Genomic DNA, 24,774 nt, shown 5'->3' with positions numbered 1-24,774 from the left:
TGGGAGCTCCGCGGAACTCCCACCCCTGCGGCATCTGGTCGATGGCCCTCCCGCACGGGAGGGCCATCCGGGATCAGCTGTTGAGCGTCGACTCGATCTGCTCGTCGAGCTTCGTGGCGATCGCCTGGACGTCGCCACCCTGAGCGAGCTGCACGAATGCGTCCTGGAGGTAGCGCTTGGCCTCGACGTCGGCCCACTTCGGGGAAGCCGGGGTCAGCTTGGCAGCAGCTGCGGCAGCGGCGCCCGCCTGCGTGATCTCGTCGTCCGGCAGGAACTTGGCCTGCGAGACCTTGGCCGGGATCAGACCGTTGGTGGCCATGATCTCCTGGTAGCCGTCGCTCAGCATGATCTCGAGCGCGCTCAGCGCGAGCTCCTGGTTCTGGGACTTGGTCGCGATGGCGATGTTCGAGCCACCGGCCATGACCTGAGCGGCCGTGCCGGCCTCCTTGCCCGGCAGGGCGAAGGCGTGCAGGTCGGAGCCATAGGTCGTGGCGCAACCCGGCGCCTCGGCCGTCTCCTCAGCCTTGATGGACCACTGGACCCACGTGGGCGCGGAGAGGAAGCCGATGTTGCCCTCGCAGAAGGGGATCTGCTGGTCGGTCTCCTGACCGTCCTTCGGAGCCTTCGAGGCCGTCAGCATGACGTCCTGGATCTGCTCGAGGCCCTTGATGCCACCCTCGGAGGAGAAGCCGGCCTCCCACTTGTCGCCCTTCTTCTCGGCGATGAAGCCACCGTTCTCCCAGATGTACGGGAGACCGTTGTACCAGTCCTGGCCAGGCCAGTAGATGCCCGAGCGCGTGTCGGTCGTGAGGGCCTTGCCCTGCGCCACGTAGTCGTCGAGCGTCTCGGGGGCGACGAAGCCGTCGCCGACGATCTGCTGCGAGTAGAAGACTGCACGTGCACCGGAGTAGTACGGGGCTGCGTAGAACTTCTCGTCGTACGTGCCGGCCTCGACGAAGCCGGGGAGCAGGTCGTCGCCGCCGAGCGCCTCGTACTTGTCCGTCAGGTCGGTGAAGAAGCCGGCCGAGGTGAAGGCGGCGGCCTGGGTGTTGCCGACCTCGACGACGTCGGGGCTGTCGGAGCTGGCGAGCGAGGTCGTGAGCTTGTCGACCAGACCCGTCCAGGACTGCTCCTCGATGGTGAGGGTAGAACCGGGGTTCTCCTTCTCGAAGGTCGTCTTGAGGTACTCGCGAGCGTCCGCGGGCGTGTCGGTGCCGACGAGCCAGACGCGGATGTCGCCCGTCTTCGCGGCGTCGCCCGAAGCGCCGTCGCCGGAGCCGGAGTCGCCGGAGCCACAAGCGGTCAGCGCGAGCGCCAGGGTGATCGTCGAAGCCACCGTGGTGGCAACGAGGCGGTTCCTCTTCACTGGGGTACTTCCTCTCGGTAATTCGAAGTGGCGGCGTCGATGACACCACCTGAGGTGATACGGGAGGTACTGCGGTACTGCTACTGGGATTACTGCAGGACCGGGTCAGCCCGACGGCTGTGAGACGAGCTCACGAGACGCCCAGCTGGCCGGACAGGATGAGGACGGCTGCCCCGGCGAGGACGACGTCCTCGTCGAGCGAAGCCATCCGGAGCTCGAGACCGGCGTTGATCGCCGGCATGGTCCGAGCGTTGATGGTGTCGATCGCCGCATCACGGAGAGGACCGTCGAGCAGGTCCGCGGGACCGCTGATGAGGATCTCGCCGAGGTTGAGCGCTGAGACAACAGGAGCGAGGGCGATGCCCAGGAGCCTGCCGACCGACGCCAGGACGGCATCGGAAGCTTCTTTGTCGAGCCCCTCGACGGCACGGCGGAGCGCCGGCACGGAGAGGATGGTCTCGAGGCAGCCCGTGCGCCCGCAGGCACAGGGCAGTCCGTCGTCGACGACGGTGACGTGCCCCAGCTCGCCGGCCGCGTCGACCGCGCCGCGAACCCTGGACCCGTCGAGCATGATGCCGGCCCCGACACCCTCACCGACCGTGAGGACCATGAGCCCGGTGCCGTCCGCGCCGCCGAAGGTGAACTCGCCGAGCGCGGCGATGTTCGCGTCGTTCGCGACGTGGACGGGAAGAGCGAGACTCTCGGCGAGCTGCTCGGCGAGCGGCACGTCGTACCAGCGACGGTTCGGAGCCTCGATGACGCGCCCGGCGGTGTCGACCACTCCAGGCGAACCGATGCCCACGCCGAGGACAGGGCGCGTCGCGACGGCGATGAGCCCGCGACAGAAGCGTGTGAGGAGGTCCACCAGCTCGGTGCCGGCACGGCCCTCGATCGCGAGGCTCTGGCGGACCACGAAGTCGCCCGTGAGCGACATGACCGCGCCGCGCATGAGCGCGTCGTCCGTCAGGTCGACCGAGACGATCTGGTACGCGCTCGTCCGCATCCCGATGAGGATCGCGGGCTTGCCCACGCGCTGTCCCGGGCGGATGCCGAGCTCCTCGACCAGCCCCTCGGCGATGAGCACCGAGACCAGGTCGGAGATGGTCACCCTCGTCAGCGAGGTGGCGCGAGCCAGGTCCGCACGCGAGGTGGGCCCCTCGTGGAACAGGTGCTGGAGGACCAACGACCGGTTGTGCGCACGAGCGTGCTCGGGGAGCACCTTGGAGGTGGGTCGGAGGCCTGTGCTCAGACCCCTCCGTGCTGCTGCACTTCTCGTGACTGCCGTTGTCATGTTTGTTAGTAGACCTCCTTTACTAAGCGCGTGTCAACCCGTTCAGCGCGTCGTGTCCAAACCGTTGTACTTCGTTCACACTCCCGCGATATGCGGCACGAGCCTGAGGCTCTACGCCACCCCGCGGGCACCCGCCGCCAGGTCGCGCGCCTCGGGCATGCGGTGCGTCGTCGCTGGTCAGCGGTCTGACGCGCCGCTCTGGTGGATCCATCCCCTGGCGCCCGGAAAGGTCACGGAACGCGAGGCGACCACGGCCGCTTCCTCGAGCGCGCGCTCCCACGGCCCCCCGCGGGCGACTCCGGCGGCGAACGCACCGTGCAGCACGTCACCCGCCCCCAGGGTGTCGACGACCTCGTGGACCACCGGGACAGGGACGGTCGACCTGGCGCCCTTGTCGAGCAGCTCGAGCGGCGCCGCCCCGCGCGAGCGCGCGACGAACGACGGGCCGAGCTCTGCGACCGCGTCGAGCACGCGGCCGACGGGCACGTCCGGGACACGGAAGTCCTCCGAGAGCACGACCGCGTCGCACAGCGGAAGGAGATCGGCCGTCCCGTCCTTCCACGACCCGCCGTCGAGGACGACGGCATACCCAGCGGCTCGCGCTCGAAGCGCCACTGCCGAGGCGAGCGCCGGGTGGTGCCCGTCGAGGAGCAGGACGTCCCGCTCCAGGGACGAGACCCTCCCCTCGTCGCGGCCCTTCGGCCGGGGTCCGAACACACGGTCGAGCAGCGACCCGTCCGGCAGCGCGACCGGCCGGTTCGCCGCGTTCGTGCTCACCACGGCCCGCTCTCCGGTCCCCGCGGTCACGAGCACCGTGGACACGGCCGGGCCGCTCGCTCCGCCCGGCGGGACGGCACCCTCCGCACGGTCGACGGGTTCTACCAGCTCGACCCCCGCGGCAGCGACCTCTGCCCTCACGACGTCCGCGAGCACACCCGAACCCACAGCGGTCACCAGCCGGACGGGGACGCCGAGCACCGCGGCCGTCGCTGCCGCGTTGGCTGCCGGACCTCCGAAGGTCGCGTTCTGCGAGAGCGCCACGACCTTCGCGTTCGGCCCCGGGAGCGCGCGGACCACCTGGGTCAGGTCGAGGGTCACGAGACCGCAGCAGATGAGCACGCCCCCATCCTTCCCCATCACTCCGGGAGCAGGACGCCCCGGGGAATAAGGCGCCGCTCCATGCGTTTGCATACACATGCGACTTGGCTTCTACACCTTCGGCGACAACGCCCCCGACCCGACCACCGGCGAGCAGATGCCGGTCTCCCAGCGCTTGCGCGACGTCCTCGAGCGGATCCGCGTCGCCGACGAGGTCGGCCTCGACTATGCCGGCATCGGCGAGCACCACCGCTCGGACTACGCGATCTCGTCCCCCGCGACCATGATCTCCGCGGCCCTGGCACAGACCGAGCAGATCACGGTGGGGAGCGCCGTGACCGTCCTCTCGACCGAGGACCCCGTGCGCGTCTACCAGCAGTTCGCGACCATGGACCAGTTCTCGGGCGGCCGCGTCGAGCTCCTCGCCGGGCGTGGCTCGTTCATCGAGTCCTATCCCCTCTACGGCGCAGACCTCGACGACTACGACGCCCTCTACGACGAGAAGATCGTCCTCCTGCGCCTGATCGACGAGGGCAACCCCGTCACGTGGTCGGGCCGCTTCCGGCCTGCGCTCGACGAGGCCGTGATCCTCCCCCGGCCGTTCGACAAGCCTGGTCGCGGCGAGCACCTCGACATCGCGATCGCCACGGGTGGCAACCCGCAGTCCTCCGTGCGCGCGGGCGTGCTCGGCCTCCCGATCAACTACGCGATCATCGGCGGCAAGCCCGCCCAGTTCGCACCGCTCGTCGACCTCTACCGGCGGGCCGCCGCGCAGTCGGGCCACGACGCGGCCTCGCTCGAGGTCTCGGTGTCGACCATGGGCTTCGTCGCCGACGACGGCAAGCAGGCCAGGGACTTCTTCTACCCGTACTACCTGCAGAACATGAAGAAGATCTCGGCCGAGCGCGGCTTCCCGATGCCCAACCGGATCTCCTACGACGCCACCGCAGCACGCGGAGGTGCCTACTTCATCGGTTCGCCCGAGGAGATCGCCGACCGCATCATCGAGCTGCACGGTGCCCTCGGGCACGACCGTCAGATCTTCCAGATGGACCTCTCCGGAGTTCCGCAGAAGGAGTCGCTGCGGGCGATCGAGCTCCTCGGGACCGAGGTCGCCCCCCGCGTGCGGGCCGCGCTCGGCTAGGTCGACCGGACCGCTCCGCGCAGCCGCCGTCCGATACCGGATCCTCTCGGATGGGAGCGTTCCCGCAGGTCCGGGGGGTCAGCCGACCTCCCGGACCCGGCACGGCCCGACACGCGAGGCCCGGTGACGGTGCGGTGACGACCAGTTCACAACACGGTCACGATCTGCCCGAACCCCCACCCTCCGGGCGAACCCACGCCTAGGGTCGTCGCATGCGCACCTCCTCTCGCACGTCGGGCGTCCTCGGGACCGCTCTCCTGGCCGTCCTGCTGCTCGCCGGCTGCACCGGATCGGGAGGCGACGAGTCCCGCTCCGCTTCCGCGGGCGCCGACAGCGCGGCTGACGTCGCACCGGAGGCGCCCGCCGAGGCAGCCGGTATCCAGCTCGACGGCGCCGTCGAAGGTGATCTCCGTGAGGTCATCACCACCGGCAGCCTGACCGTGGTCACCGACGAGCCACGCGCGGCCGTGCAGGCGATCGCCGAGCTCGTCGAGTCGTCAGGCGGCCGGGTCGAGAGCCGGTCCGAGCACTCGGCGCAGGCCGGCTCCGACGCCTCCGGACAGATCACGGTCCGCGTTCCCGCAGCCCAGGTCACCGCCACCGTCGACGCGCTGGACGGCGTGGGCGAGGTACAGGACGTCTCCCTCGATGCCGAGGACGTCACGGCGACGGCCATCGACCTCGACGCGCGGGTCCAGGCCCTCGGGACGTCCGTCGCGCGACTCGAGGCCCTCATGGGGCAGGCGGCGACCACGGCCGACCTCCTGGCCGCGGAGAAGGAGCTCACCGCGCGCCAGGCCGAGCTCGAGAGCCTCCAGTCGCAGCGCGCCTCGCTCACCGACCGGGTGGACATGTCGACCCTCCACATCCAGGTCGTCGCCGAGGCCCCTGCCGCGACGATCCGGCCCGCCGGGTTCCTGGGAGGTCTGGACCGCGGCTGGAGCGCCCTCCTGAAGACGATCGACGGGCTCGTGGTCGTCCTCGGGGTCCTGCTCCCCTGGATCGCCGTCGCGGCCCTCGTCGCGCTCGTGGTGAGAGTCGTCGTCCGACGCACGCGACGCCGTCGGGCAGGGGGGAGCCCCACCGACACCGGACGCGCGCCCCTCTCCGGCCCTGACGTGGGGCCGGGCGCCCCTCCCCACGAGACCAAGCCGCTCGTCGAGGCCGGTGACCGCCGTGGATGAGGCGTCGAAGCCCGGGCAGGGAACCGCCCGGCTCGAGACGTACCGGCGCCGGATCGGACGCCTGCGCGACGCCGACGGCCCGGTCGGGCACCTCGTCACCCGGGTCTGCACGCACTGGGAGACCGTGGGTCCCCACTCGTTCCCGACGTACGTCAATCCCGAGGAACGCCTCCAGTGGAGGGTCCACTTCGACGACCCGGCACGCCCGGACACCTTCAGCGACGACCAGGACCGCTGCGTGGACCTCCTGCGCGGGCACGAGACCGACGCCTGGGAGGCCGGACTCCTCGAGCTCGACGAGCAGACGCTGCGCATCGAGTGGCTCGACGGCTCGGACGCTGACGCCGCCTGGGCGGCCAACAGCTGGTAGCGCACGCACCACGGACACGACGAAGGGGCCGCCCGACGGGCGGCCCCTTCGCAGTGACAACTGGGGTGATGCGCCGCCCGAGGGCGACGTGGTGGAGGTGCGGGGAATCGAACCCCGGTCCGGTGACGCAAATCCAGGTCTTCTCCGGGCGCAGTCTGCTGTTGATTTTCTCGGCCCCAGCACTCACACAGACAAGGTGCTGACGGGCTCAGTCATCTAAGAGTCCCTACGCCGCCAATGACGAGCGTCGTAAGCAGTGGCTCTCTAGCTGACGCCAGGAACCGGGGCGAGAGCAACCCCGGGCTGACGGACTTCGAAGACTCGCTCAGGCGGCGAGTGCGAAGTCGGTGCGCTTGGAATCGGCACCTATTGGTTTGCAGACGTCGTTTACGAGATAAGTCTGCATCCTCGGCCCGCTTCTCCTCGAAGCACGACCACCGTCGAAACCGATCACCCCCTATGCAGTTGTCAATCACCGACCGATTCCACCCGTCCGTCCGCCGAGGCGTCCGTCCGGTGCGTCACCGAGTCAGTGGTACCAGCCTACGGGATCAACACCACCGCGGGCGAACCTATTTCCGTGGCTACTTCTTGCGGCTCAGCGCGTCGACCAGCAGACCACCCGCGATGCCCAGCAGGAACACGTCCTTCGCGAGCCCGATCCCCTGCGGCGTGGGGCGGATCCCGTCCGACTCCGTCATCCCCGGCGTCTTGAGGTACATCGCGACGAGGCCTGCGGAGAAGGCCCCGAGGCCGAGCGCGACCACTCCCGTCGGGACGAAGGGCACGAGCAGCGCGGTACCCAGGGAGATCTCGGTCGTGGACAGCGTCCGGGTGAACTGCACGGGGTCCTGGTCCTCGAGGAACGGGAACGTCCCCGCGGCCATGCCGTGGATCCCCTGTGCGGTCGCCTCGTCGGCGTTCCTCTTGTTGAGCCCGGAGTTGAGGATGAACGCACCCGCGGCGACGCGCGGGATGTACTGACGGAGCTTGACCATGGGGCCTCCTCGGCAGGGTGACGTCGACTACCCTGCGACGCTACGTCGTCGGGCAGGAGGATGCATCCCCACGCGGCGTGTCCCCCGACACGTCCTCACCCGCGTGTCGACCGCCCTCGTGACCCGCCCTGGGACGCGGCCGTCACCAGCCGCCCACGCCTCCGCCCCCGCCGCCGCCGCCACCCGAGAACCCGCCACCGCTCGAGAAGCCGGAGTCCCCCGAGGAGCTGGGCGTCGCGGCCGAGATCGACGTCGTGGCCGCGTCCGAGAAGGCGGTCAGCGACGACCCGAACGACGAGTACCCGACCCAGAACATCCCCGGCCCGTAGCCGGGGCCGACGTACCAGGTGGGCTCGGCCACCGACTGCCCCTGCGCCGCGAGCCGCGCGAAGATCCCGGCCCACCGGTCCGCGACACCGAACACGATCGCGTACGGCAGGTACCGCGAGAACACGTCCTCACCCTCCTCGAAGCGGAGCTGCCCGGCCTCCGCGGTCTCGAGGTAGCGCCGGAAGCCGAGCGTCTGCGTGAGCACCGCGGTCCCCTCGGCCGTGCGGGCGGGCGCCTTCTCGCACAGGACGAGCGCCAGCACTCCGAGCACCGCCACGGGGGCCGCGACGAGGGCCCACGTCGAGCCGAAGACCGCCCCGAGCACCAACGCGAGGACCACTCCTCCCACGAGCAGCACCATGCCCGCGAGGAGCCAGTGGTTGCGCACGGACCTCGGGTTGGCGCGGAACCAGCCCCGACGCGTGACCTCGGCGTAGAGCTCGGACTGCACGAGGGCCATCGAGGCCGCGAACGTCGTGCGGAGGTCGGAGAGCGTCACGCTCTCGCGCCCCGCGAAGATCTTGTCCAGGAGCGTGCGCTCGAAGCCGAGCAGCTCCTCGTCCGGGCCGGCGAGCCGGTCCAGACGCCAGTCGCCGCCCTTGCCCCGCTTGCTCGGGGCCTCGACCTCGACGATCTGCAGGTGCCCGCGAACCGCGAGATCGACGATCGTCGCGGTCACGTCGTGGGGGTCGGCACGTTCGTCGACGAGCGTCCCGATCTCACCGGGCCTGCTCGCGGCCGGTGGCGTGAACTGGACGGCGACGGGAAGCCGACGGTCGCGGGGGCCCACGCGAGCGTCGTCGCCCGCCACGGGAACCGTGCCCGGGACCAGCCCCAGGTACTGCTCGTCCCGTCCGCGCTGCCGGACGCGGTGCACCATGAACCACGCGCCACCGCCGAGGAGCAGCGCGGTGAGCCCGCCCGACACCGGGGTCACCTCGAACGGACGCTCGCCCGTGGCCTGGGCACGGTCGACCACGACCGGCTCGGCACCCTCGAAGGTTCCCGCCGGGTACTCGGCAAGGACCGTGAAGAAGGTCCCGGCCGGCACGTCGGCCTGGGTGAAGCTCGCGACGGTCCCGGTCGCGGAGCTCGCGGTGCACGGGTCGGTCGATCCTCCGGGCCCGGCGAAGCAGCTCGTGCGCGACACGTCCCCGGGGCCGTCGAGGGTCACGCTCGCGTTCTCGATGTCGATCTCGGACGTGTCCGGCAGGACGTTCCAGTAGATCTCGTCCTGGCCCTCCGCGCCGACGCCGGGGTTCACGAGACCGCGCAGCGTGTAGGTGATCGTGTACTGCTCGAGCCCGTCGAACGTCCGGTCGGCGGACCCGACCCGCACCAGGAGGTCTCCCCCACCCTGGTCCTCGACCTCGACGTCGGCCGCTGCCCCCGAGTCGCTCGACGCGCGGACGTCCGAGACCTCGTAACGGCGCAGGTGGTCCGGGTCGCCGTCGATCTCGAACAGCGTGGGGATCACGAGCGTGGGCCCGTGCCCCTCGTCCCCCCGGAAGTCGTAGTCCATGTCGATCGACACACCCATGGTGCCGTCCCGCTCGACCTGGGCCGCGACGTCGTACCGCGTCACTGCGCGGTCCGAGACGTCTGCGGCGGCGACGGGGGCGAGGACCAGGCTGCTCAGCGCGGTCGCGACGGCCGCGAGGCCCAGGAGCCGTGCGCGTGCGGCGGCGCGCGCCCGCATCCCCGGCCCGACGGCGGCACGCGCCGCACGCATCCGGGTCACCGGTTCTGCCGGTGGCGCATGGCGCGCTGTGCCTCACGGTTGTCCTGCTGCTCTCGCAGCGCCTGACGCTTGTCGTACTCCCGCTTGCCCTGCGCGAGGGCGATCTCTACCTTGGCCCTGCCGTCGAGGAAGTAGAGGGCGAGGGGGACGATCGTGTACCCCTTCTCGCGCAGCTTGGCCTCGAGACGCAGGATCTCGTCCTTGTGCAGCAGGAGCTTGCGCTTGCGCCGCGGGGCGTGGTTGTTCCACGTGCCCTGGGAGTACTCCTGGATGTGGACGTTCTCGAGCCACGCCTCACCGCCGTCGACCGCGACGTAGCCGTCGAGAAGCGACGCCCGGCCCTGCCGCAGCGCCTTGACCTCGGTGCCGCTCAGCACCAGTCCCGCCTCGAGCACGTCCAGGATGAGGTAGTCATGGCGGGCCTTGCGGTTGCTGGCGATGATCTTGCGGCCAGTCTCCTTCGCCATGGGTACGTCGTCCGATCTGCTCGTGCTCGTGGTGCGCCCAGGACGGACCCACCCGCGCCGTGCGGCGCGACGTCCCAGGTTACGCGAGTTCGGCCCGCGACCAGTAGGTGATTACCTCAACCTCAGAGCATGGTCTGCGGGTCCACCGTGCTGCCGTTGACGTACACCTCGAAGTGCAGGTGGCAGACCTGGCTCGTCCCCGTCGTGCCGGAGTACCCGATGAGGGTCCCTTGCGCGACGCTCTGTCCGGGCGAGACCGCGAAACGGGACAGGTGGTTGTAGCTCGTCATGAGGTTTGCACCACCGACCGTGCCGTGGTTGATCATGACCTGGTTGCCGAGCCCCCCGTAGGTGCGGGCGAACAGGACCGTTCCCCCTGCGGCCGCGTAGATCGGGGTACCGCAGTAGGCGCGCAGGTCCGTCCCGGCGTGCAGGCGGTAGACCCCCGGAAGGAAGGGGTGGTGCCGCATCCCGTACTTGGACGTGATGTGCGGGACCGCGGTCGGATAGGCGAGGAACTTGCCGGTCGGTGCGCCTCCGCCACCGCCGCCACCGCCGCCGCCGCCTCCTCCGCCGGAGTTGCCGCCGCCACCTCCTCCACCGCCACCGGTCGCGGGCGGGGGCTGCTTGGCCGCCTCCTCGGCGGCCTTGCGGTCGCGCTCGGTCTGCGCGGCGATGATCCCCTTGAGCTCCGTCGTGAGATCGGCCTGCGCCTTCTCGTTGGCCGCGATCTGCGCGAGTGCGGCCTCCTTGCGCGACTCGATCGTGGCCTGCTTGGCCTGCTGCTCGACGATCAGGCCCTCGATCTCGGCCTTCCGGTCGGCTGCGGCCTTGCGGGCAGCGTCGGCCGCGACGACGTTCTGGTCGGCCTGCACCTTGAGGTCGGCGATGGTCTCGCGGATCGCGGTCAGGCGGGCCTCGCGGTTGCGCGCGATCGACTCGGCCTCCTGCAGGTCCGTCAGGGTACGGGCCTGCGTACGCGCCGCGGTCGAGGACATCGCGTACTGCTCGATGAAGTCGTCGGTGCTCTGCGCGCCCGTGACGATCCCGAGCCCGCTCACCTCGCCCTGCCCTCGGTACGCCTGCCGGGCCATCTCGGCGATGCTCGACTTCGCGGTGCTCACCTTGCCCGCGGACTCCTGGATCTCCTCGTTGATGGCCGCTTCCTCGACCTGCGCATCCTGGAGCCTGACCGCGAGCTGCGCAGCCTCTCGCTGTGTGCGCTCGAGCTCGGCCTCGGCCTGGTCGAGCTCTGCCTGCGCCACGGGGAGACGCGCCTCGATCGTCTGGAGGTCGAGGATCGCCTGCGCGAGCTCGGCGTCGGTGCCCTCGAGCTGCGACTCGAGGCCCTCACGGTCCTGCTGCGCCTGGGACTGGCGACGCTCGGCCGCTGCACGCTGGTCGTCCAGGTCGTCGGCGGTCGCGACGACCGCCGTCCCGAGGAGAAGGATCAGGGCGGTTCCCGCAGCAGCGAGACGTCGGGTCAGCTGGGACATGTCACACCCTCGTGTAGCGGCTGAGCGTGACGACCGAGGAGATGGCCGCCAGGACGAATGCGATCAGGATCAGGAGCGGCGCGATGCGCAGCACGTCCGTCTCGGAGATGTATGCGATCCAGCTGACGGAGCTCTGCAACCAGTCGGTGACCAGGTACTTGACCCCCAGCCAGAGGCCGCCGACGGCGAGGAGCGCACCCGTGACCGCGGCGATCGCCCCCTCCAGGATGAACGGCAGCTGGATGAAGAGCTTGGAGGCCCCGACAAGCTTCATGATCTCGGTCTCGCGCTGCCGGCTCATGGCCGACAACCGGATCGTCGTCGTGATGAGGAGCACCGCGGCGAGCATCATCACGACCGCCAACCCGCCCGACATGAGCGAGGCGCGGTTGAGAGCGAGGAAGAGCGAGTCGAAGATGCGTCGCTGGTCCTCGACGTCCTCGACCCCCGGCCGCCCCGTGACGACGTCGTTGACGACCTCGTAGTTCTCAGGGTTGGTGAGCTTGAGCCGGAACGAGGCCTGCATGTCGTCCACCGTGAGCTGGGTGCCGTTGAACCCGTCGGGGAACCGCTCCTGGAAGGCGGCGAACGCCTCCTCCTTGGTCTCGAAGAACACCGTCTCGACCTCGTCGCCGAGCTCGCCCGCGAACACTCCCTCGAGCGCCTCGATCTGCTCGGGCGACGCCTCGCCCCCGGCACACGTCGGGTTGGGCGAGTCGATCGGGCACAGGAAGACGGAGACCTCGACCCGGTCGTACCAGTCGTCCTTGAGCTTGTCGATCTGGATCTGGAGCAGCGCCGAGGCGCCCACGAAGGTCAGGGACACGAAGGTCACGAGGACGACCGAGATCGTCATCGCCAGGTTGCGACGCAGACCGGACCCGATCTCGGCGAGGATGAACTGAGCGCGCACCGGGCTACCACTCCCCGCGGCTGGAGGACTGGGCTGGTTCAGGTTCGCCGGGCCGCTCGGTGACGTCCTCGCCCGGGGCGACGAGCGTCGTCGTGCGCGGGCCGAGGTGCGATCCCGCCCGCCCCGCGAGGTGACCCGACGGCTCGCGCAGGGCGTCGTCGTCGGACAGCGGCACGCCGGCGCCGTAGACGCCGTCCTTCTGGTCCCGGACCACGACCCCCGAGGCGAGCTCGATCACTCGCTGACGCATCTGGTTGACGAACCCCGAGTCGTGCGTCGCCATGACCACGGTGGTCCCCGTGCCGTTGATGCGCGAGAGCAGGTTCATGATCCCCAGCGAGGTGTTCGGGTCCAGGTTCCCGGTCGGCTCGTCGGCGAGCAGGATGGAGGGCCGGTTGACGAAGGCCCGCGCGATCGCGACGCGCTGCTGCTCACCACCCGAGAGCTCGTGCGGGCGCCGCTTCTCCTTGCCCTGCAGTCCGACCATCTCGAGGACCTCGGGGACGGTCACGGCGATCGTGTGGCGCGGCTTGCCGGTCACCTGCAGCGCGAACGCGACGTTCTCGAAGACGGTCTTGTTCTGGAGCAGGCGGAAGTCCTGGAAGACGACGCCGATCTGTCGACGCAGCGACGGGACCTTCCAGCTCGACAGGGTCGAGAGGTCACGGCCCGCGACGAACACCTTGCCCCGCGTGGGCCGCTCCTCACGCAGCACCAGGCGCAGGCACGTCGACTTCCCGGAGCCGGACGCGCCGACCAGGAAGACGAACTCACCGCGCTCGATCTCTGCGGACATGTCGTCCAGGGCAGGCCTGGCGCCGCGGGCGTAGACCTTCGAGACGTTCTCAAATCGGATCACAGCTGTTGACCAGTCTCTCGGTGGGGGAAGCGAATTCGTTCGCTGGTCGCCCACGAGAGTAGGCACGCCCCGCAGGGCTGACACCGCTGACACGCCGGGCTCGCCCGGATCGGGCACGGTTCGCGATGGTGGCGGCCCCGCGGTGAGGCCGGCTCGGGATCAGGTGCTGGGCCCGCCGGGGCCGGGGCAGGGCGCTCTGGCCCGGCCCGACCCCCGGCGCGTGGCGTCAGGCCTGCTCGGCGCCCCGTCGCCAGCGGATGCCGGCCTCGATGAAGCCGTCGATGTCCCCGTCGAACACGCCCGAGGTGTTGCCGACCTCGTACTCGGTGCGCAGGTCCTTGACCATCTGGTACGGGTGCAGCACGTAGGAGCGCATCTGGTCGCCCCAGCTCGCCTTGATGTCGCCTGCCATGGCCTTCTTGGCCGCGCTCTCCTCGGCCTGGCGCTGGAGCAGCAGGCGCGACTGGAGGACGCGCAGCGCAGCGGCACGGTTCTGGATCTGCGACTTCTCGTTCTGCATCGACACGACGATCCCGGTGGGGATGTGGGTCATGCGCACGGCCGAGTCGGTCGTGTTGACGGACTGGCCGCCCGGGCCCGACGAGCGGAAGACGTCCACCTTGATCTCCGACTCGGGGATCTCGACCGAGTCCGTCTGCTCGATGAGCGGGATGACCTCGACCGCGGCGAACGACGTCTGACGACGCCCCTGGTTGTCGAACGGGGAGATGCGCACCAGGCGGTGCGTGCCGGCCTCGACCGACAGGTTGCCGAACGCGTAGGGGGCCTTGACCTCGAAGGTCGCGGACTTGAGCCCCGCCTCCTCCGCGTAGGACGTGTCGAGGACCTGGGTCGGGTAGCCGTGGCGCTCGGCCCAGCGCAGGTACATGCGCATGAGCATCTCGGCGAAGTCGGCCGCGTCCACGCCGCCTGCCCCCGCACGGATCGTCACGACGGCCTCGCGGGCGTCGTACTCGCCCGAGAGGAGGGTCTTGACCTCGAGCGCGCCCAGGTCCTTGCGGATCTGCTCGAGCTCGGAGGCCGCCTCCGCGAGCGTCGCAGCGCTGTCGGCATCGCCGACGTCGGCGTCACTCGCCATCTCGACGAGCGTCTCGAGGTCGTCGATCCGGTCGCCCATGTTCGTGATGCGGTCCAGCTCGGACTGCGTCTGCGAGAGGGCCGTCGTGACCTTCTGGGCGGCGTCAGGGTCGTCCCAGAGGTCGGGAGCCGACGCCTTGTCCGAGAGCTCCGCGATCTGGACGCGCAGCGCGTCCGGGTTGCTCACGGCGCTGATGGTGCCGAGCGTCGTACGGAGGGCGCGGATCTCGTGCGGGAAGTCGATGGTGGCCACGATCGTCTAGGTTACGCGACGCGGGGGCTCACGTGGCTCGGTGCCCGCCGTGGCGGGCACCGAGCACCGAGCACGTCACGCGCCCGACGACGGAGCGTCGGCTCCGGCGGCGGTGTCGCCGCGGTCCGTGCTCCCGGCCGAGGACGTCGCGGGCGCCGTCGGTGCGGGTGCGGTCGCACCGCCCTGCTCCTGGTCGACGTCGCCTGTCCCGGCCGCCGCGCGGCCTTCGGCGCGCGCCTTGGCGAGCAGCGCCTCGAGGCGCTGCTTCTTGCGCTTGCGGTTGTCGCGCAGACCGATCACCAGGACGGCCACCGCGGCGAGGAGGAGGATCTGGACCCACGGGATCGCCCAGGTCGTCACGGTGACCGTGACGGGCTCGAACGGAGCCTCGACCGGGATGTCCACGGCCCCTCCCGTGCTGACGGGCACAGGAGTCACGGTGATCTCGGTCGTCACGGGTCCGACGGGCCAGATCCCCGCCACGGCGAACGCGGTCGAGCGGGAGGTCCCCGGGATCAGCTCCTCGACGCCCTCGGTCCCCCGGTCGACCGTGGTGTCGCCGATGCCGAACGGGCCGGACACGTGCGCCTGCTGCTCGGCCCCGACGCGGAGGTTCCCGTCGTTGGTCACGCCGTACGCGACCCGCACCGAACCAGGGGCGAACGGGTTCCACGACGGCTCGTACGTCGCCTTGACGTCCGTGAGCGCGAGCGAGGGCGTGACCTCCCCGGGCACGCGCAGGTTGACGCGCACGCCGACGCGACTCTCGACGCCGACGCCGGGACCCGCTGCGGTGGACGCGGACGTCACGGTCGCGACGATGCCGGCCGGGTGGTCTCCCGGGGTCGCGCCCTCGGGGACCGTGACGGTGAACGGCACGATCACGGTCTCCCCTGCGGGCACGTCCACGGTCGGCTGGACCTCGAACCACCCGCCCGAGTCCTGGGGTTCCTGGTCCGAGGTACGGATGTCGAACTTGCCCATGGGTGTGAAGATGCCGTCGTTGGTGACCATCGTGAACGTGACCGGTCCGGCCCCGTGGTTCGAGACGGCCACCTGATCCTGGATCTGCTCCCCCGGCTCGGCGACGAAGTCGAAGATCCGACGCTCGTCCGGCCCCTCGGGCGTCGCCGTCGTGACCGAGAAGCGGATCTCCCCGGGATTCTTCTCGTCAGCCTGCGCCGCCCCGAGGCCGCCGGCCAGTGCCAGCAGCAGAGCGCTCAGCCCCAGGACGCTCCTGCGGAGACGGCCCGCACGACGAGAGACCACGGGCCGAGATCCCGCGCCGGACACCTTGTGCACTTCCTTGCTCACCACGACTTCCGATCATCCTCGAACGGTCTACCTGCTCCGGAGACGGTACAGGGCCGACGGAGATCCGCCGGCCCTGTGTCGTCACCGTCCGTGACACTGATCGCGTGAAGCGGTCAGCTCTCCATGAGCGTCAGCGTCAGCGTCGACGCGTACGCACCGGAGGGGGTGCTCTTCGGCACGGTCAGGTTGAGCCCGGCCTTGACGCCGAACGTCTGGCCGTTGGCCTCGGCGGACGAACCGGACGAGACCAGGAGGTCGCCGACCTGGACACCGCCCGTGAGCCAGTCGCCACCGGGACCCTCGGTGTCCGGCACCTCCTGGAGCTCACCGGCGATCGGCTGGCCCGGGGTGACGTTGAAGTCGCCGGGGATCGGGTTGGTCAGCTCGGGGACCCAGCCGAGGTTGGCGGAGTCGATCTCCGGCAGGCCGGCTGCCACGAAGTTGCTCACCTGGCCGCTGACGTTCCAGGCTGCGTCGGCACCCACGTCGTTGCGGTCGTCGGAGACGCTGACGCCGTCGAGGGTGCCCGTGAACTCACGGTTGCCCGCTGCCCAGATGTCGTCGCTGGTGGACTCGTTCAGCGTGACGGACGGGTTGGCGACCGTGAGCGTGAGCGCTCCGACCGGGGTGACCGAGACCTGGATCTGAACGTCCTCGTCCTGGTTCACGTCGGCCGCGGCCGACGACGCCATCGCGATGGTCCCGAGCAGCATCGCGCTGAGCGCTCCGCCAGCGATCCACTGCTTCCTTGCACGTGCATTCATGTAAGTCTCCGTCGTTGGAGGGTGTCGGACCGGATCACCATAGCGGCGAACCGGCGGTTTTGGCAGCCCCCAGTCAAAAGTCGCACCTTTCGTTAAGAAAGTTAACGATCGTGTTAGCGCTAACTCAATCATGTTCACTCGCCCGACACTTTTTTCGGGAAGGGAGGGTGGATCACCAAGCTCGCGCACTGGACTCTGCACGCACGATGATGCCATCAGACCAGAGCTGCGTCACCCAGCTGACAAGAACGGGGCGCGACCGTGCCGCCAGCCGGACTGTCGCCGTACGCCCGTCCGGCGTGGAGGCCTCGACGATCGTGACGTCGTCGAGCCCTGCCAGCGTGGCCGGGTGAGCGACGAGAAACGACCGGACGGACGACTCGACGTCCGCGTCTCTCAGGACCAGGACCGCCCCCTCGACCGGGTCCGCCAGACCTCCCTGGTAGACGGCCTCGGCGGGCATCGCGTCGGCGGCATCGAGAGCAGAGGCGTCGGCCAGGTCGAACAGCCGCTTGCGGTCCAGGTGGACCTCCGACGCGGAGACGACCACGGCCACCAGGACGAGCGCGAACGCGACGAACATGCTGGTGAGAAGCATGATCTGGCCGCTCTCGCCGTCTCGCTCCTGCGCACGCCCTCGTCCGGGGGCACCACAGGAACGCCTCACGACCGAGCCCCCGCGTAGCTGTCGACCGGCGAGGTGTGCACGGCCTGGACCGGGATCGACAGCGGGACCCAGGACCGGATCCCCGAGGGGACGAAGGGCAGCCCGACGTCGTATCGCACGACCGCCACGACCTCGCTCCCCGGAGCGAGGCAGGGGTCACTGGAACAGGAGAGCTCGAGGATCTCCGAGGGCAGAACGTCATCGAAACCCTGGTCGGAGAGCGCCAGCGAGGTGGCCACCGCCGCCCGTACCTGCCCCTCGGCCACCGAGTCCGCTGTCACGAACGCCCGAGCGGACTCCTTCGCCGCGCCCTCGACCGCAAAGGTCGCCGCCTGGATCCGGCCGAGAGTCAGTGCCAGGTACAGGACCGGGAGAATCAGGACAAGTGCCACACCGAGGAACTCGACCTGCGCGTTCCCTTCGTCGCCGCGCGCTCGGGCGGCGGCCTGATGACCAGAATTCACCCGGTCGTCGGGGATCGACCGTGGGCGGGTCCGTCGCTCGACGACCTTCGAGACCCCGCGCGGGTACCCCTCGCGGGCCGAGCGGGCCCGGGATCTCACGGCTCCTCCACCAGCGCGTGACCGCTCACCGTCAGCGTGCCGGCCGGGCCGAGCAGGCCGACCACCGGGAACGGGGCCGTCACGGTCACCTCCACGACCGGCAGGCCCTCCAGCTCGACCTCACGTGCGGTCACGTCCTGGGCGAACCGCTCGGAGAGCGCGGCATCGATCAGTTGCCGCGTGCGTTCGACACCGTCCGCGGGGGTGCGGTCCGCCCGCCCCGCGAGGCGCGCTCCCTCAGCAGCACTGTCGATCACGACGGCGCGCACGTGGAGTGCGAGCACCACCTGCACGACGCCGAGGAGGAGCGCGACCACGAGGACCGACACCAGCACGAAGTCGACGACGGCAGATCCGTCCTCCGCTCCTCGCGTTCCCCCCAGGTCGGCGTCCCGGCCCATCTCAGGGCCCGCTCACGCTGCTGATCGCGTCGCTGAAGGTGCTGGTCAGCGCGGGACCGGCCACGGCCCACAGGGCGATGACGAGCCCTGCCGTCATGAGCGTCACGAGGACCCACCCCGGGACGTCACCCCGTTCTGTCCCTCGGCCCGAGACCCGTCGCACCAGCCTGCTCGTCCAGTCCTTCACCTGCTGCTCCACCGCTGCTCCCTGATCGTTCGCTTCTCGGATCCTGACCTGGACGGTCGTCCAGGACGAGTGTTCATGTCGGCGGTCTTTCGAAGGCCGCGGGCCGGTGCGACGCACGACCACCCGCCGCGGCGCCCGAGGTGGTGCCCCGCCGGCATGCCAGCACTTCCGGCCCCACGCTCAGAGCCCGATCTGCAGTGTCACGATCGACGGATAGACCGCGAAGACGACCGTCACCGGAAGGATGAGGAACACCACCGGGATCATCATGAGGACCTCCTTGCGTCCGCCGGACTCCATGAGTGCTCGCCTTCCCGCCTCGCGCACGTCCTGGGCCTGGGCTCGGAGCACCTCCGCGAGAGGCGTTCCTCGCTCGACGGCCACCGCCACCCCCTCGGCGAACCGGGTCAGGCTCGCGAGCGTCGTCCGGTCGGCGAGGTCCTCGAGCGCGCGGGCCAGGGGAACCCCGGACCGGACGGCTGACAGCGTGGCTGCGAGCTCGACGGAGAGCTCGCCGTGCGCGCTGGTGGCGACCCTCTCCATCGCCGCGACCGGCCCTTCTCCGGCTCCGACCGACAGGGCGAGCAGCTCGGCGATCGTCGGGAACTCGCTGAGCATCCGCTCCTCGCGCCGAGCGATCCGACGCGAGAGCATCTGATCGCAGGACAGCAGCCCGCCGACCCCGCAGAGGAGCACCAGCAGGAGGAGCACGACGACCGAGGACCCCCGCGTGGCCGCGAGGAGGAGCGCAACGACCAGGCCCCCGGCGAGGCCCACGGCCCCCCAGACGACCTGACGGGCTCGGAACTGGTCCACGCTCTCCTGCGAGCCGGCCCGGTCGAGACGACGGCGCACCTCGGAGCGTGAGGAGCCGAACCGTTCCAGCAGCCGGCCCGCCGCCGCGATCCTCAGCCCGAGGACACGGTCGACCGTGTGGAGCCTGCTCGCCGACGACGTCTCCGCCAGCAGTCCCGAGGTCGCGCCGTGGAGCCTCAGGTACGGACCGACCCGCTCGTCGAGCCGGACCCGCCGCGCCCGGAGCCGGGAGGAGATCACCAGGACTCCCCACCCGAACAGGGCGCCGACCGTCGCCCCGGACCACAAGAGCCCGGAACCGTCCGCCCCGCTCACCGCAGCACCCGCGCTTCCTCGGGCAGGCGACCGATCCTTCGCATCAGCTGGTAGGCCACGAGCGAGCACACGGCTCCTCCCCCGAGGACCGCGACCCCCTGCATCGAGTTGTAGGCCTGCGCGGTCTCGGGCCGGGTCGCCAGCAGCGCGAGGACGACCCAAGGACCGGCCACCGCGAGCCGCGCGCCGCTGACCGTCCACGACTGCCGTGCCTCGAGCTCACCACGCGTCCTCGCGTCCTCCCGCAAGAACAGGGCGAGCGTGCGCAAGAGCCTCCCGAGGTCGGTCCCACCGACCTCCCTGGTCATGCGCAGCGCCTCGACGATCCGGTCCGCGACCGGGTCTGCGAGCCGTGTCTTGAGCGCGTCCAGGCAGTCACCGAACCGGCCGGAAGCCCGAAAGTCCTGGGCGAACTGTGCGAACGGCTCCCGCAGCTCGACAGGACCGCGCTCGCCGAGCTGCCCCACGGCCTCCGGGAGCGAGAGGCCCGCACGAACTCCCGACGCCAGGTGGTCCACGGCCTCTGGCCACACGTCCCGCAGGCTCGTCCTTCGACGTCGGGCCCGCGAACGCACCACGGCGACCGGCGCGAGAGCGGCGAACAGCGCGAAGCACGCGGCGATCGGCAGAGCGCGCGTCAGGGCGAGCCCGACGACTAGCACGAAGAGCCCTGCTCCCACGCTCCCGGCGACGAGCGCTCGAGGCGAGACACCCGGAAGCCCCGCCTGCACCAGGGCGTCCTGGGTACGGACGGACCAGCCGTCCGCCTCCCGCGGCGCACGAGGGCGCGGCTCCCACCAGGACGACCACAGGCAGACGAGCCCCGCGCCCAACAGCAGACCGACAACGACCCCCATGTCAGCCCTGCCCCCCGGGTCGAGGCGACATCAGAGCCGCCAGGTCGACACCCACCCGCGCGAAGCGGTCCTCGGCCGGCGGGAACCCGTCACCGCGGACCAGTCGGCCGCCGGACCGGTGGAACAGGTCAGAGACCTCGACGACCCCCTGCTCGACGCGTCCCGTCACCCCGACGATCTCGCGGACCTCGCGCCGTCCGTCCGCCGTCACGCCGAGGTGCACGACCACGTCCACGGCGCTCGCGACCGTCGGGACGACGAAGCGGTCCGACACGTTCTCCCCGGCCAGGAGCGGCAGGGTGCACATCTTGGAGATCGCTTCCCTGGCCGAGTTCGCGTGGATCGTGCACATCCCGGGAACACCCGCGTTCAGAGCGATCAGCAGGTCGAAGCTCTCGGCCTCGCGCACCTCCCCGATCACGATACGGTCCGGGCGCATGCGCAGCGCCTCCTTGACGAGCCGCCGCAGCGGGATCTCGCCGGTCCCCTCGAGGCTGGGCTGGCGGCACTGCATCGAGACGATGTCTCGCACCGCGAACCTCAGCTCGAACACCTCCTCGCACGTGACGACCCGGTCCTGCGACGGGATCGATCCGGCGAGAGCGTTGAGCATGGTCGTCTTGCCCGCCTGGGTCGCCCCGGCGACGAGGACGTTGAGACCGGCCCGGACCGAGGCGTGCAGGAACGCCGCCGCGTGCGGGGTCAGGGAACCCAGCCGCACCAGGTGGTCCAGGTGCGAGGCCCGCACGACGTGCTTGCGGACGTTCACCGCGAAGTGCTCGCGGGTCACGTCCGGGATCACCACGTGGAGCCTCTCACCGCCGGGCAGCGCGGCGTCGACGAACGGGCTCGAGAGGTCGAGGCGCCGACCGGAGGACTTGAGCATCTGCTCGACGAGGTCGCGGACCTGCGTCGAGGTCAGGATGGTCGAGGTGAGCTCGGCGCTCCCGCCCCGGGCGACGAACACCTTGGCGGGCGAGTTGATCCATATCTCCTCGACCTCCGGGTCGTCGAGGTACTTCTGGAGCGGACCGAGCCCCGCGACCGCGTCGAGGACCGCACGCATCGCGCCCTGCGCGTCGGCGAGCGGTGGGACGACCCCGAGAGCGGTCCGGGAGTCGTAGTCGGCCAGGGCGTCCGCGACGAGGCGGTCGATCCCGTCCTTGTCGCGCACCGGGTCCACTCCCCGCCGACGGATCAGCTCGCGCACCTCGGTCTCGAGGATCGTCACACCGCTGGTGCTCACGTCGTCGTCACGCCCCCTTGCGTCCCCCTGCACGCCCCCCGCGCAGCCAGCGGCCCCGGCGTCGCGGAGCGGCTGAGCGCCGACACTAGGGCACATCGCCCCGGGCGCGCACGCGCCCTGTGGACGACGGGTCAGGATCGGCGGATTTCCGCGCCCCGGGTCGCCGCGGACTGTCCGGAATGTGGTCACCGTCACGTTCGTTCCGGGACCCGGTCGCGCCCGTTCGGGCGTCCAGCCATGTTCGACCTGGTGGCGACCACCCCGCCCGGCGGCGCCCTCGGCACACACCGACGCCGCCAGGCTTAGGGTCGTGGTCATGTCGACGCCCCACCCCGCAGACCCGAGGCCCCCGCAGCGCACCCAGTCCTCGCCCCACGTCCCGGGCCGCTGGCGCGCGGCCGCGGCAGCCACCGGGCTCCTGCGCGCTGACGGCAGCGTCGCGTCCACGATCTTCGCCGAGATGACGAACCTCGCGGCGCGCACGGGCGCGATCAACCTGGGCCAGGGCTTCCCGGACGTCGACGGCCCGCACGCCATCAAGCAGGCCGCGATCCGCGCGATCGAGGACGGGTACAACCAGTACCCGCCGGGCACGGGAGTCCCCGAGCTGCGCCGGGCCGTCGCGGACCACCAGCGACGCCACTACGGCCTGGACCTGGACCCGGACACCGAGGTCCTGATCACCACGGGGGCCACCGAGGCGCTCGCGGCCACCGTCCTGGCCCTCGCGGGCCCGAGCGACGAGGTCGTGACCCTGGAGCCCTTCTACGACTCCCACGCGGCCGTCATCGCGCTCGCGGGAGCCACGCACGTGACCGTGCCGCTCCACCCGACCCCGGACGGCTTCCGCCTCGACCCCGCCCAGGTGCGTGCCGCCGTCGGGCCGCGGACCCGGCTGGTCCTCGTCAACACGCCGCACAACCCGACCGGGACGGTCCTCACGCGCGCCGAGCTGCAGGTGGTCGCGGACGCGGCCCGCTCCGTGGACGCGATCGTCGTGACCGACGAGGTCTACGAGCACCTCGTGTACGACGACGCCGTGCACGTGCCCGTCGCGACCCTGCCGGGCATGGCCGAGCGCACGATCACCATCTCCTCGGCGGGCAAGACCTTCTCGTTCACGGGCTGGAAGATCGGCTGGCTGCACGGGCCGGCACACCTCGTCGAGGCCGTGCGGACGGTCAAGCAGTTCCTGACGTACACGTCGGGGTCACCGTTCCAGCCCGCGATCGCCCAGGCGCTCGCCGACGACGAGGCCCCGCGCGCGCTCGCGGCGTCCTTGCGCGACCGGCGGGACCTGCTGTGCGAGGGTCTCGTGGCGGCCGGGTTCGAGGTCGTCGTCCCTCGCGGGACGTACTTCGTGGTCGCGGACGGCGCCCCGTTGGGTTTCGACGACGGCATCGAGCTGTGCCGCCGTCTCCCGGGCCTCGCAGGCGTCGTGGGCGTGCCCGTGAGCGCGTTCTGCCGCGCGCCCGGAGCGCCGGGTGACCAGGCGCACGGCCCGACGACTGCCCGCGCCCTGGCCTCGCGGGTCCGCTTCACGTTCGTCAAGCGCGAGGACGTGCTCCGTGACGCGGTCGGGCGCCTCGGCGCACTGCGCGAAGGCCGGTAGGCGCGGGCCGGACGGTTCCCGCCTCTGCTCGCCGAGCACCCGGCTCGCCGGGGGCGAGGCGTCAGCAGACGCCGGGCAGCCGCTCCTCGACCACCGGGGGGGCGACCGGAGGAGCGACCTCTCCCGCGCCGGCACCGGGGTCCGTTCCCGGATCGGTCCCCGCTTCCGGGTCCGTGCCGGCCGCGGGGTCCGTGCCCTGGACCGCGCCGGTGTCCGGCGCCACGTCGGTGGGGGCGGGGGTCTCGTGCCCGGGCGGCGGTTCGTCGGCGGCCATGCGGTCCCAGATCGCCTGGGCGTCCTTGGTCCACACGACACGGTTCTTGTCGGTGGGCGCATCGATGACGGGCAGCTCGCTGAAGACGATCTCGTTCGTGTCGATGTCCTTGAGCGAGAACGCCAGGCCGGCGAGCGAGTCGAGGCCCGCGAGGCTGGGGCTCGCGCTCACGGAGGACAGGACAGCCTTGATCATGCCGTAGAGCTCGGGCGCGTTGGTGATGAGGTTCTTGGACAGGACCTCGCGGAGCATCGAGTCGATGAACGCCTGCTGGCGCGGGATCCGGGAGAGGTCGCTCCCCATCTCGAGGCCCATGCCCGTCCCGTGGCGCGCCCTCAGGTAGCTGATCGCCTGGTCGCCGTTCAAGGTGGTCTGACCTGCCGGCAGGTCGAGCGTCCCGTACCGCGGGTTCTCCTTCATGGGTTCGGGGAAGCACATGGTGACCCCGCCGATCGCGTTGACGACGCCCACGACGCCGTTCATCTTCAGCACGACGTGGTCGGTGATCGTCAGCCCGGTGAGCGACTGCACGGTCGTGATGGTGCAGGCGGCAGCGCCCACCATGTCGTCGTCCTGCCCGGCCCCGATCTGGAACGCCTCGTTGAACATCGTGTCCTTGCGCGGCTTCGACGTCGAGCCGTCCGACAGGTTGCACGACGGGATGTCGACCAGCGAGTCGCGCGGGATGGAGACGACCTCCATGCGCGTGCGGTCACCCGAGACGTGCACCACGAACGTGGTGTCCGACCGCATACCCTCTTCCTCGCCCGCGATCGCAGCGTTCTCCGCGTCGCGGTAGTCCGTGCCCATCACGAGGATGTTGAGCGCCTTGCCCGCGAACGGGTCGTCCGGGTCCCGAGGAGGCTCCGGTGACGCGCCCTCGACGAGGTCCGAGACGTCGCTCACGTCCACCGCGTTCTGGAAGTCGACGTACATCGCGGCCGCGGCCGTCCCGGCGAAGACCAGGCTCCCCGTGGCGACCATTCCGACGATGCGAAGGGCCTTGTGCGAGCGCAGGGAGCGCGCGTGATGAGGGCCGCTCTTCGAGGCGGTCTTCGGGCTGGGCATGGGAAGAGCCTAGAGGCACCAGAAGGGTGCGGCCTTCGTGTCGTGCAAAGGAAGTGTGAAGTGTCCCGTCGGCGTGGGGGCG

Annotated in this window: 24 protein-coding genes and 1 other RNA gene; 4 read left to right on the top strand and 21 right to left on the bottom strand. The window is 70.7% G+C overall.

Annotated features, from left to right (window positions below; translation table 11 throughout):
• Positions 1-73: 73 nt before the first annotated feature.
• From ASE15_RS10915 to ASE15_RS10905, 3 genes are all read right to left on the bottom strand, one after another.
• Entirely contained in the window at positions 74-1,366 is a 1,293-nt protein-coding gene (locus ASE15_RS10915; RefSeq protein WP_082608873.1) for an extracellular solute-binding protein, read from the bottom strand.
• 130 nt (positions 1,367-1,496) lie between these two features.
• Positions 1,497-2,657, bottom strand: a complete 1,161-nt coding sequence (locus tag ASE15_RS10910; RefSeq protein ID WP_056650467.1) for an ROK family transcriptional regulator — start codon at positions 2,655-2,657, stop codon at positions 1,497-1,499.
• Between the two features lie 177 nt (positions 2,658-2,834).
• Positions 2,835-3,776 (bottom strand): PfkB family carbohydrate kinase, encoded by a 942-nt coding sequence (locus tag ASE15_RS10905; protein WP_235534368.1) that lies wholly within the window; start codon positions 3,774-3,776, stop codon positions 2,835-2,837.
• A gap of 76 nt (positions 3,777-3,852) precedes the next feature.
• Here ASE15_RS10905 and ASE15_RS10900 point away from each other — a divergent pair, with 76 nt between their 5' ends.
• The 3 genes from ASE15_RS10900 to ASE15_RS10890 all read left to right on the top strand — a co-directional run bounded on the left by ASE15_RS10900 (position 3,853) and on the right by ASE15_RS10890 (position 6,453).
• A complete protein-coding gene (locus ASE15_RS10900; protein WP_056650462.1) occupies positions 3,853-4,899 on the top strand; it encodes an LLM class flavin-dependent oxidoreductase in 1,047 nt (348 codons plus the stop codon).
• Between the two features lie 212 nt (positions 4,900-5,111).
• Entirely contained in the window at positions 5,112-6,083 is a 972-nt protein-coding gene (locus ASE15_RS10895; protein WP_056650459.1) for a DUF4349 domain-containing protein, read from the top strand.
• The gene (locus ASE15_RS10890; protein WP_157257580.1) at positions 6,076-6,453 is read left to right on the top strand and encodes a hypothetical protein; all 378 of its coding nucleotides are present in this window, start codon (positions 6,076-6,078) and stop codon (positions 6,451-6,453) included. The genes ASE15_RS10895 and ASE15_RS10890 overlap by 8 nt, the downstream gene beginning before the upstream one ends.
• A gap of 89 nt (positions 6,454-6,542) precedes the next feature.
• Here ASE15_RS10890 and ssrA read toward each other — a convergent pair.
• The 17 genes from ssrA to ASE15_RS10810 all read right to left on the bottom strand — a co-directional run bounded on the left by ssrA (position 6,543) and on the right by ASE15_RS10810 (position 21,738).
• Positions 6,543-6,911, bottom strand: a transfer-messenger RNA (tmRNA) gene (ssrA, locus tag ASE15_RS20370).
• A gap of 126 nt (positions 6,912-7,037) precedes the next feature.
• The gene (locus tag ASE15_RS10885; protein WP_056650455.1) at positions 7,038-7,451 is read right to left on the bottom strand and encodes a hypothetical protein; all 414 of its coding nucleotides are present in this window, start codon (positions 7,449-7,451) and stop codon (positions 7,038-7,040) included.
• Between the two features lie 142 nt (positions 7,452-7,593).
• Positions 7,594-9,513 (bottom strand): DUF2207 domain-containing protein, encoded by a 1,920-nt coding sequence (locus ASE15_RS10880; protein WP_056650443.1) that lies wholly within the window; start codon positions 9,511-9,513, stop codon positions 7,594-7,596.
• 5 nt (positions 9,514-9,518) lie between these two features.
• Positions 9,519-9,989, bottom strand: a complete 471-nt coding sequence (gene smpB / locus ASE15_RS10875; protein ID WP_056650441.1) for an SsrA-binding protein SmpB — start codon at positions 9,987-9,989, stop codon at positions 9,519-9,521.
• A 122-nt stretch (positions 9,990-10,111) separates the two neighbouring features.
• Positions 10,112-11,485 (bottom strand): peptidoglycan DD-metalloendopeptidase family protein, encoded by a 1,374-nt coding sequence (locus ASE15_RS10870; RefSeq protein ID WP_056650437.1) that lies wholly within the window; start codon positions 11,483-11,485, stop codon positions 10,112-10,114.
• A gap of 1 nt (position 11,486) precedes the next feature.
• Positions 11,487-12,398 (bottom strand): permease-like cell division protein FtsX, encoded by a 912-nt coding sequence (gene ftsX, locus ASE15_RS10865; RefSeq protein ID WP_056650434.1) that lies wholly within the window; start codon positions 12,396-12,398, stop codon positions 11,487-11,489.
• Between the two features lie 4 nt (positions 12,399-12,402).
• A complete protein-coding gene (gene ftsE / locus ASE15_RS10860; RefSeq protein ID WP_082608872.1) occupies positions 12,403-13,257 on the bottom strand; it encodes a cell division ATP-binding protein FtsE in 855 nt (284 codons plus the stop codon).
• 226 nt (positions 13,258-13,483) lie between these two features.
• Entirely contained in the window at positions 13,484-14,608 is a 1,125-nt protein-coding gene (gene prfB, locus ASE15_RS10855; protein WP_056650431.1) for a peptide chain release factor 2, read from the bottom strand.
• Positions 14,609-14,683: 75 nt separating this feature from the next.
• Entirely contained in the window at positions 14,684-15,925 is a 1,242-nt protein-coding gene (locus ASE15_RS10850; protein WP_082608871.1) for a WxL protein peptidoglycan domain-containing protein, read from the bottom strand.
• Positions 15,926-16,035: 110 nt separating this feature from the next.
• Positions 16,036-16,686 carry a hypothetical protein gene (locus tag ASE15_RS10845; RefSeq protein WP_139107718.1) on the bottom strand — a complete coding sequence of 217 codons (651 nt, stop codon included), beginning with the start codon at positions 16,684-16,686 and terminating at the stop codon, positions 16,036-16,038.
• 172 nt (positions 16,687-16,858) lie between these two features.
• Entirely contained in the window at positions 16,859-17,284 is a 426-nt protein-coding gene (locus tag ASE15_RS10840) for a pilus assembly protein TadG-related protein (protein ID WP_157277205.1), read from the bottom strand.
• Positions 17,285-17,349: 65 nt separating this feature from the next.
• Positions 17,350-17,916: a pilus assembly protein gene (locus ASE15_RS10835; protein ID WP_235534367.1), complete on the bottom strand. Its 567-nt coding sequence runs from the start codon at positions 17,914-17,916 to the stop codon at positions 17,350-17,352.
• Positions 17,913-18,317, bottom strand: a complete 405-nt coding sequence (locus ASE15_RS10830; protein WP_056763328.1) for a TadE/TadG family type IV pilus assembly protein — start codon at positions 18,315-18,317, stop codon at positions 17,913-17,915. The genes ASE15_RS10835 and ASE15_RS10830 overlap by 4 nt, the downstream gene beginning before the upstream one ends.
• A 1-nt stretch (position 18,318) precedes the next feature.
• Positions 18,319-18,504: a hypothetical protein gene (locus ASE15_RS10825; protein WP_056763767.1), complete on the bottom strand. Its 186-nt coding sequence runs from the start codon at positions 18,502-18,504 to the stop codon at positions 18,319-18,321.
• Between the two features lie 180 nt (positions 18,505-18,684).
• Entirely contained in the window at positions 18,685-19,635 is a 951-nt protein-coding gene (locus tag ASE15_RS10820; RefSeq protein WP_235534365.1) for a type II secretion system F family protein, read from the bottom strand.
• The gene (locus tag ASE15_RS10815) at positions 19,632-20,492 is read right to left on the bottom strand and encodes a type II secretion system F family protein (protein WP_056650416.1); all 861 of its coding nucleotides are present in this window, start codon (positions 20,490-20,492) and stop codon (positions 19,632-19,634) included. Before ASE15_RS10815 ends, ASE15_RS10820 begins: the two co-directional genes overlap by 4 nt.
• Position 20,493: 1 nt before the next feature.
• A complete protein-coding gene (locus tag ASE15_RS10810) occupies positions 20,494-21,738 on the bottom strand; it encodes a CpaF family protein (protein ID WP_056763326.1) in 1,245 nt (414 codons plus the stop codon).
• A 316-nt stretch (positions 21,739-22,054) separates the two neighbouring features.
• On the opposite strand from ASE15_RS10810, the gene ASE15_RS10805 reads away from it, so the two are divergent.
• On the top strand, positions 22,055-23,350 hold the full coding sequence (locus ASE15_RS10805) for a pyridoxal phosphate-dependent aminotransferase (RefSeq protein WP_056763765.1): 1,296 nt from the start codon (positions 22,055-22,057) through the stop codon (positions 23,348-23,350).
• Positions 23,351-23,411: 61 nt separating this feature from the next.
• Here the strand turns inward: ASE15_RS10805 and ASE15_RS10800 are convergent, their stop codons facing one another.
• The gene (locus ASE15_RS10800; protein ID WP_056650410.1) at positions 23,412-24,692 is read right to left on the bottom strand and encodes an LCP family protein; all 1,281 of its coding nucleotides are present in this window, start codon (positions 24,690-24,692) and stop codon (positions 23,412-23,414) included.
• Between the last annotated feature and the right edge of the window lie 82 nt (positions 24,693-24,774).

It is taken from the genome of Oerskovia sp. Root22, from assembly GCF_001429135.1.
In the GTDB taxonomy this organism is placed as follows: domain Bacteria; phylum Actinomycetota; class Actinomycetes; order Actinomycetales; family Cellulomonadaceae; genus Oerskovia; species Oerskovia enterophila.
The sequence above is the reverse complement of the archived record's forward strand: the minus strand, read 5'-3'. Positions and strand labels throughout refer to the sequence as shown.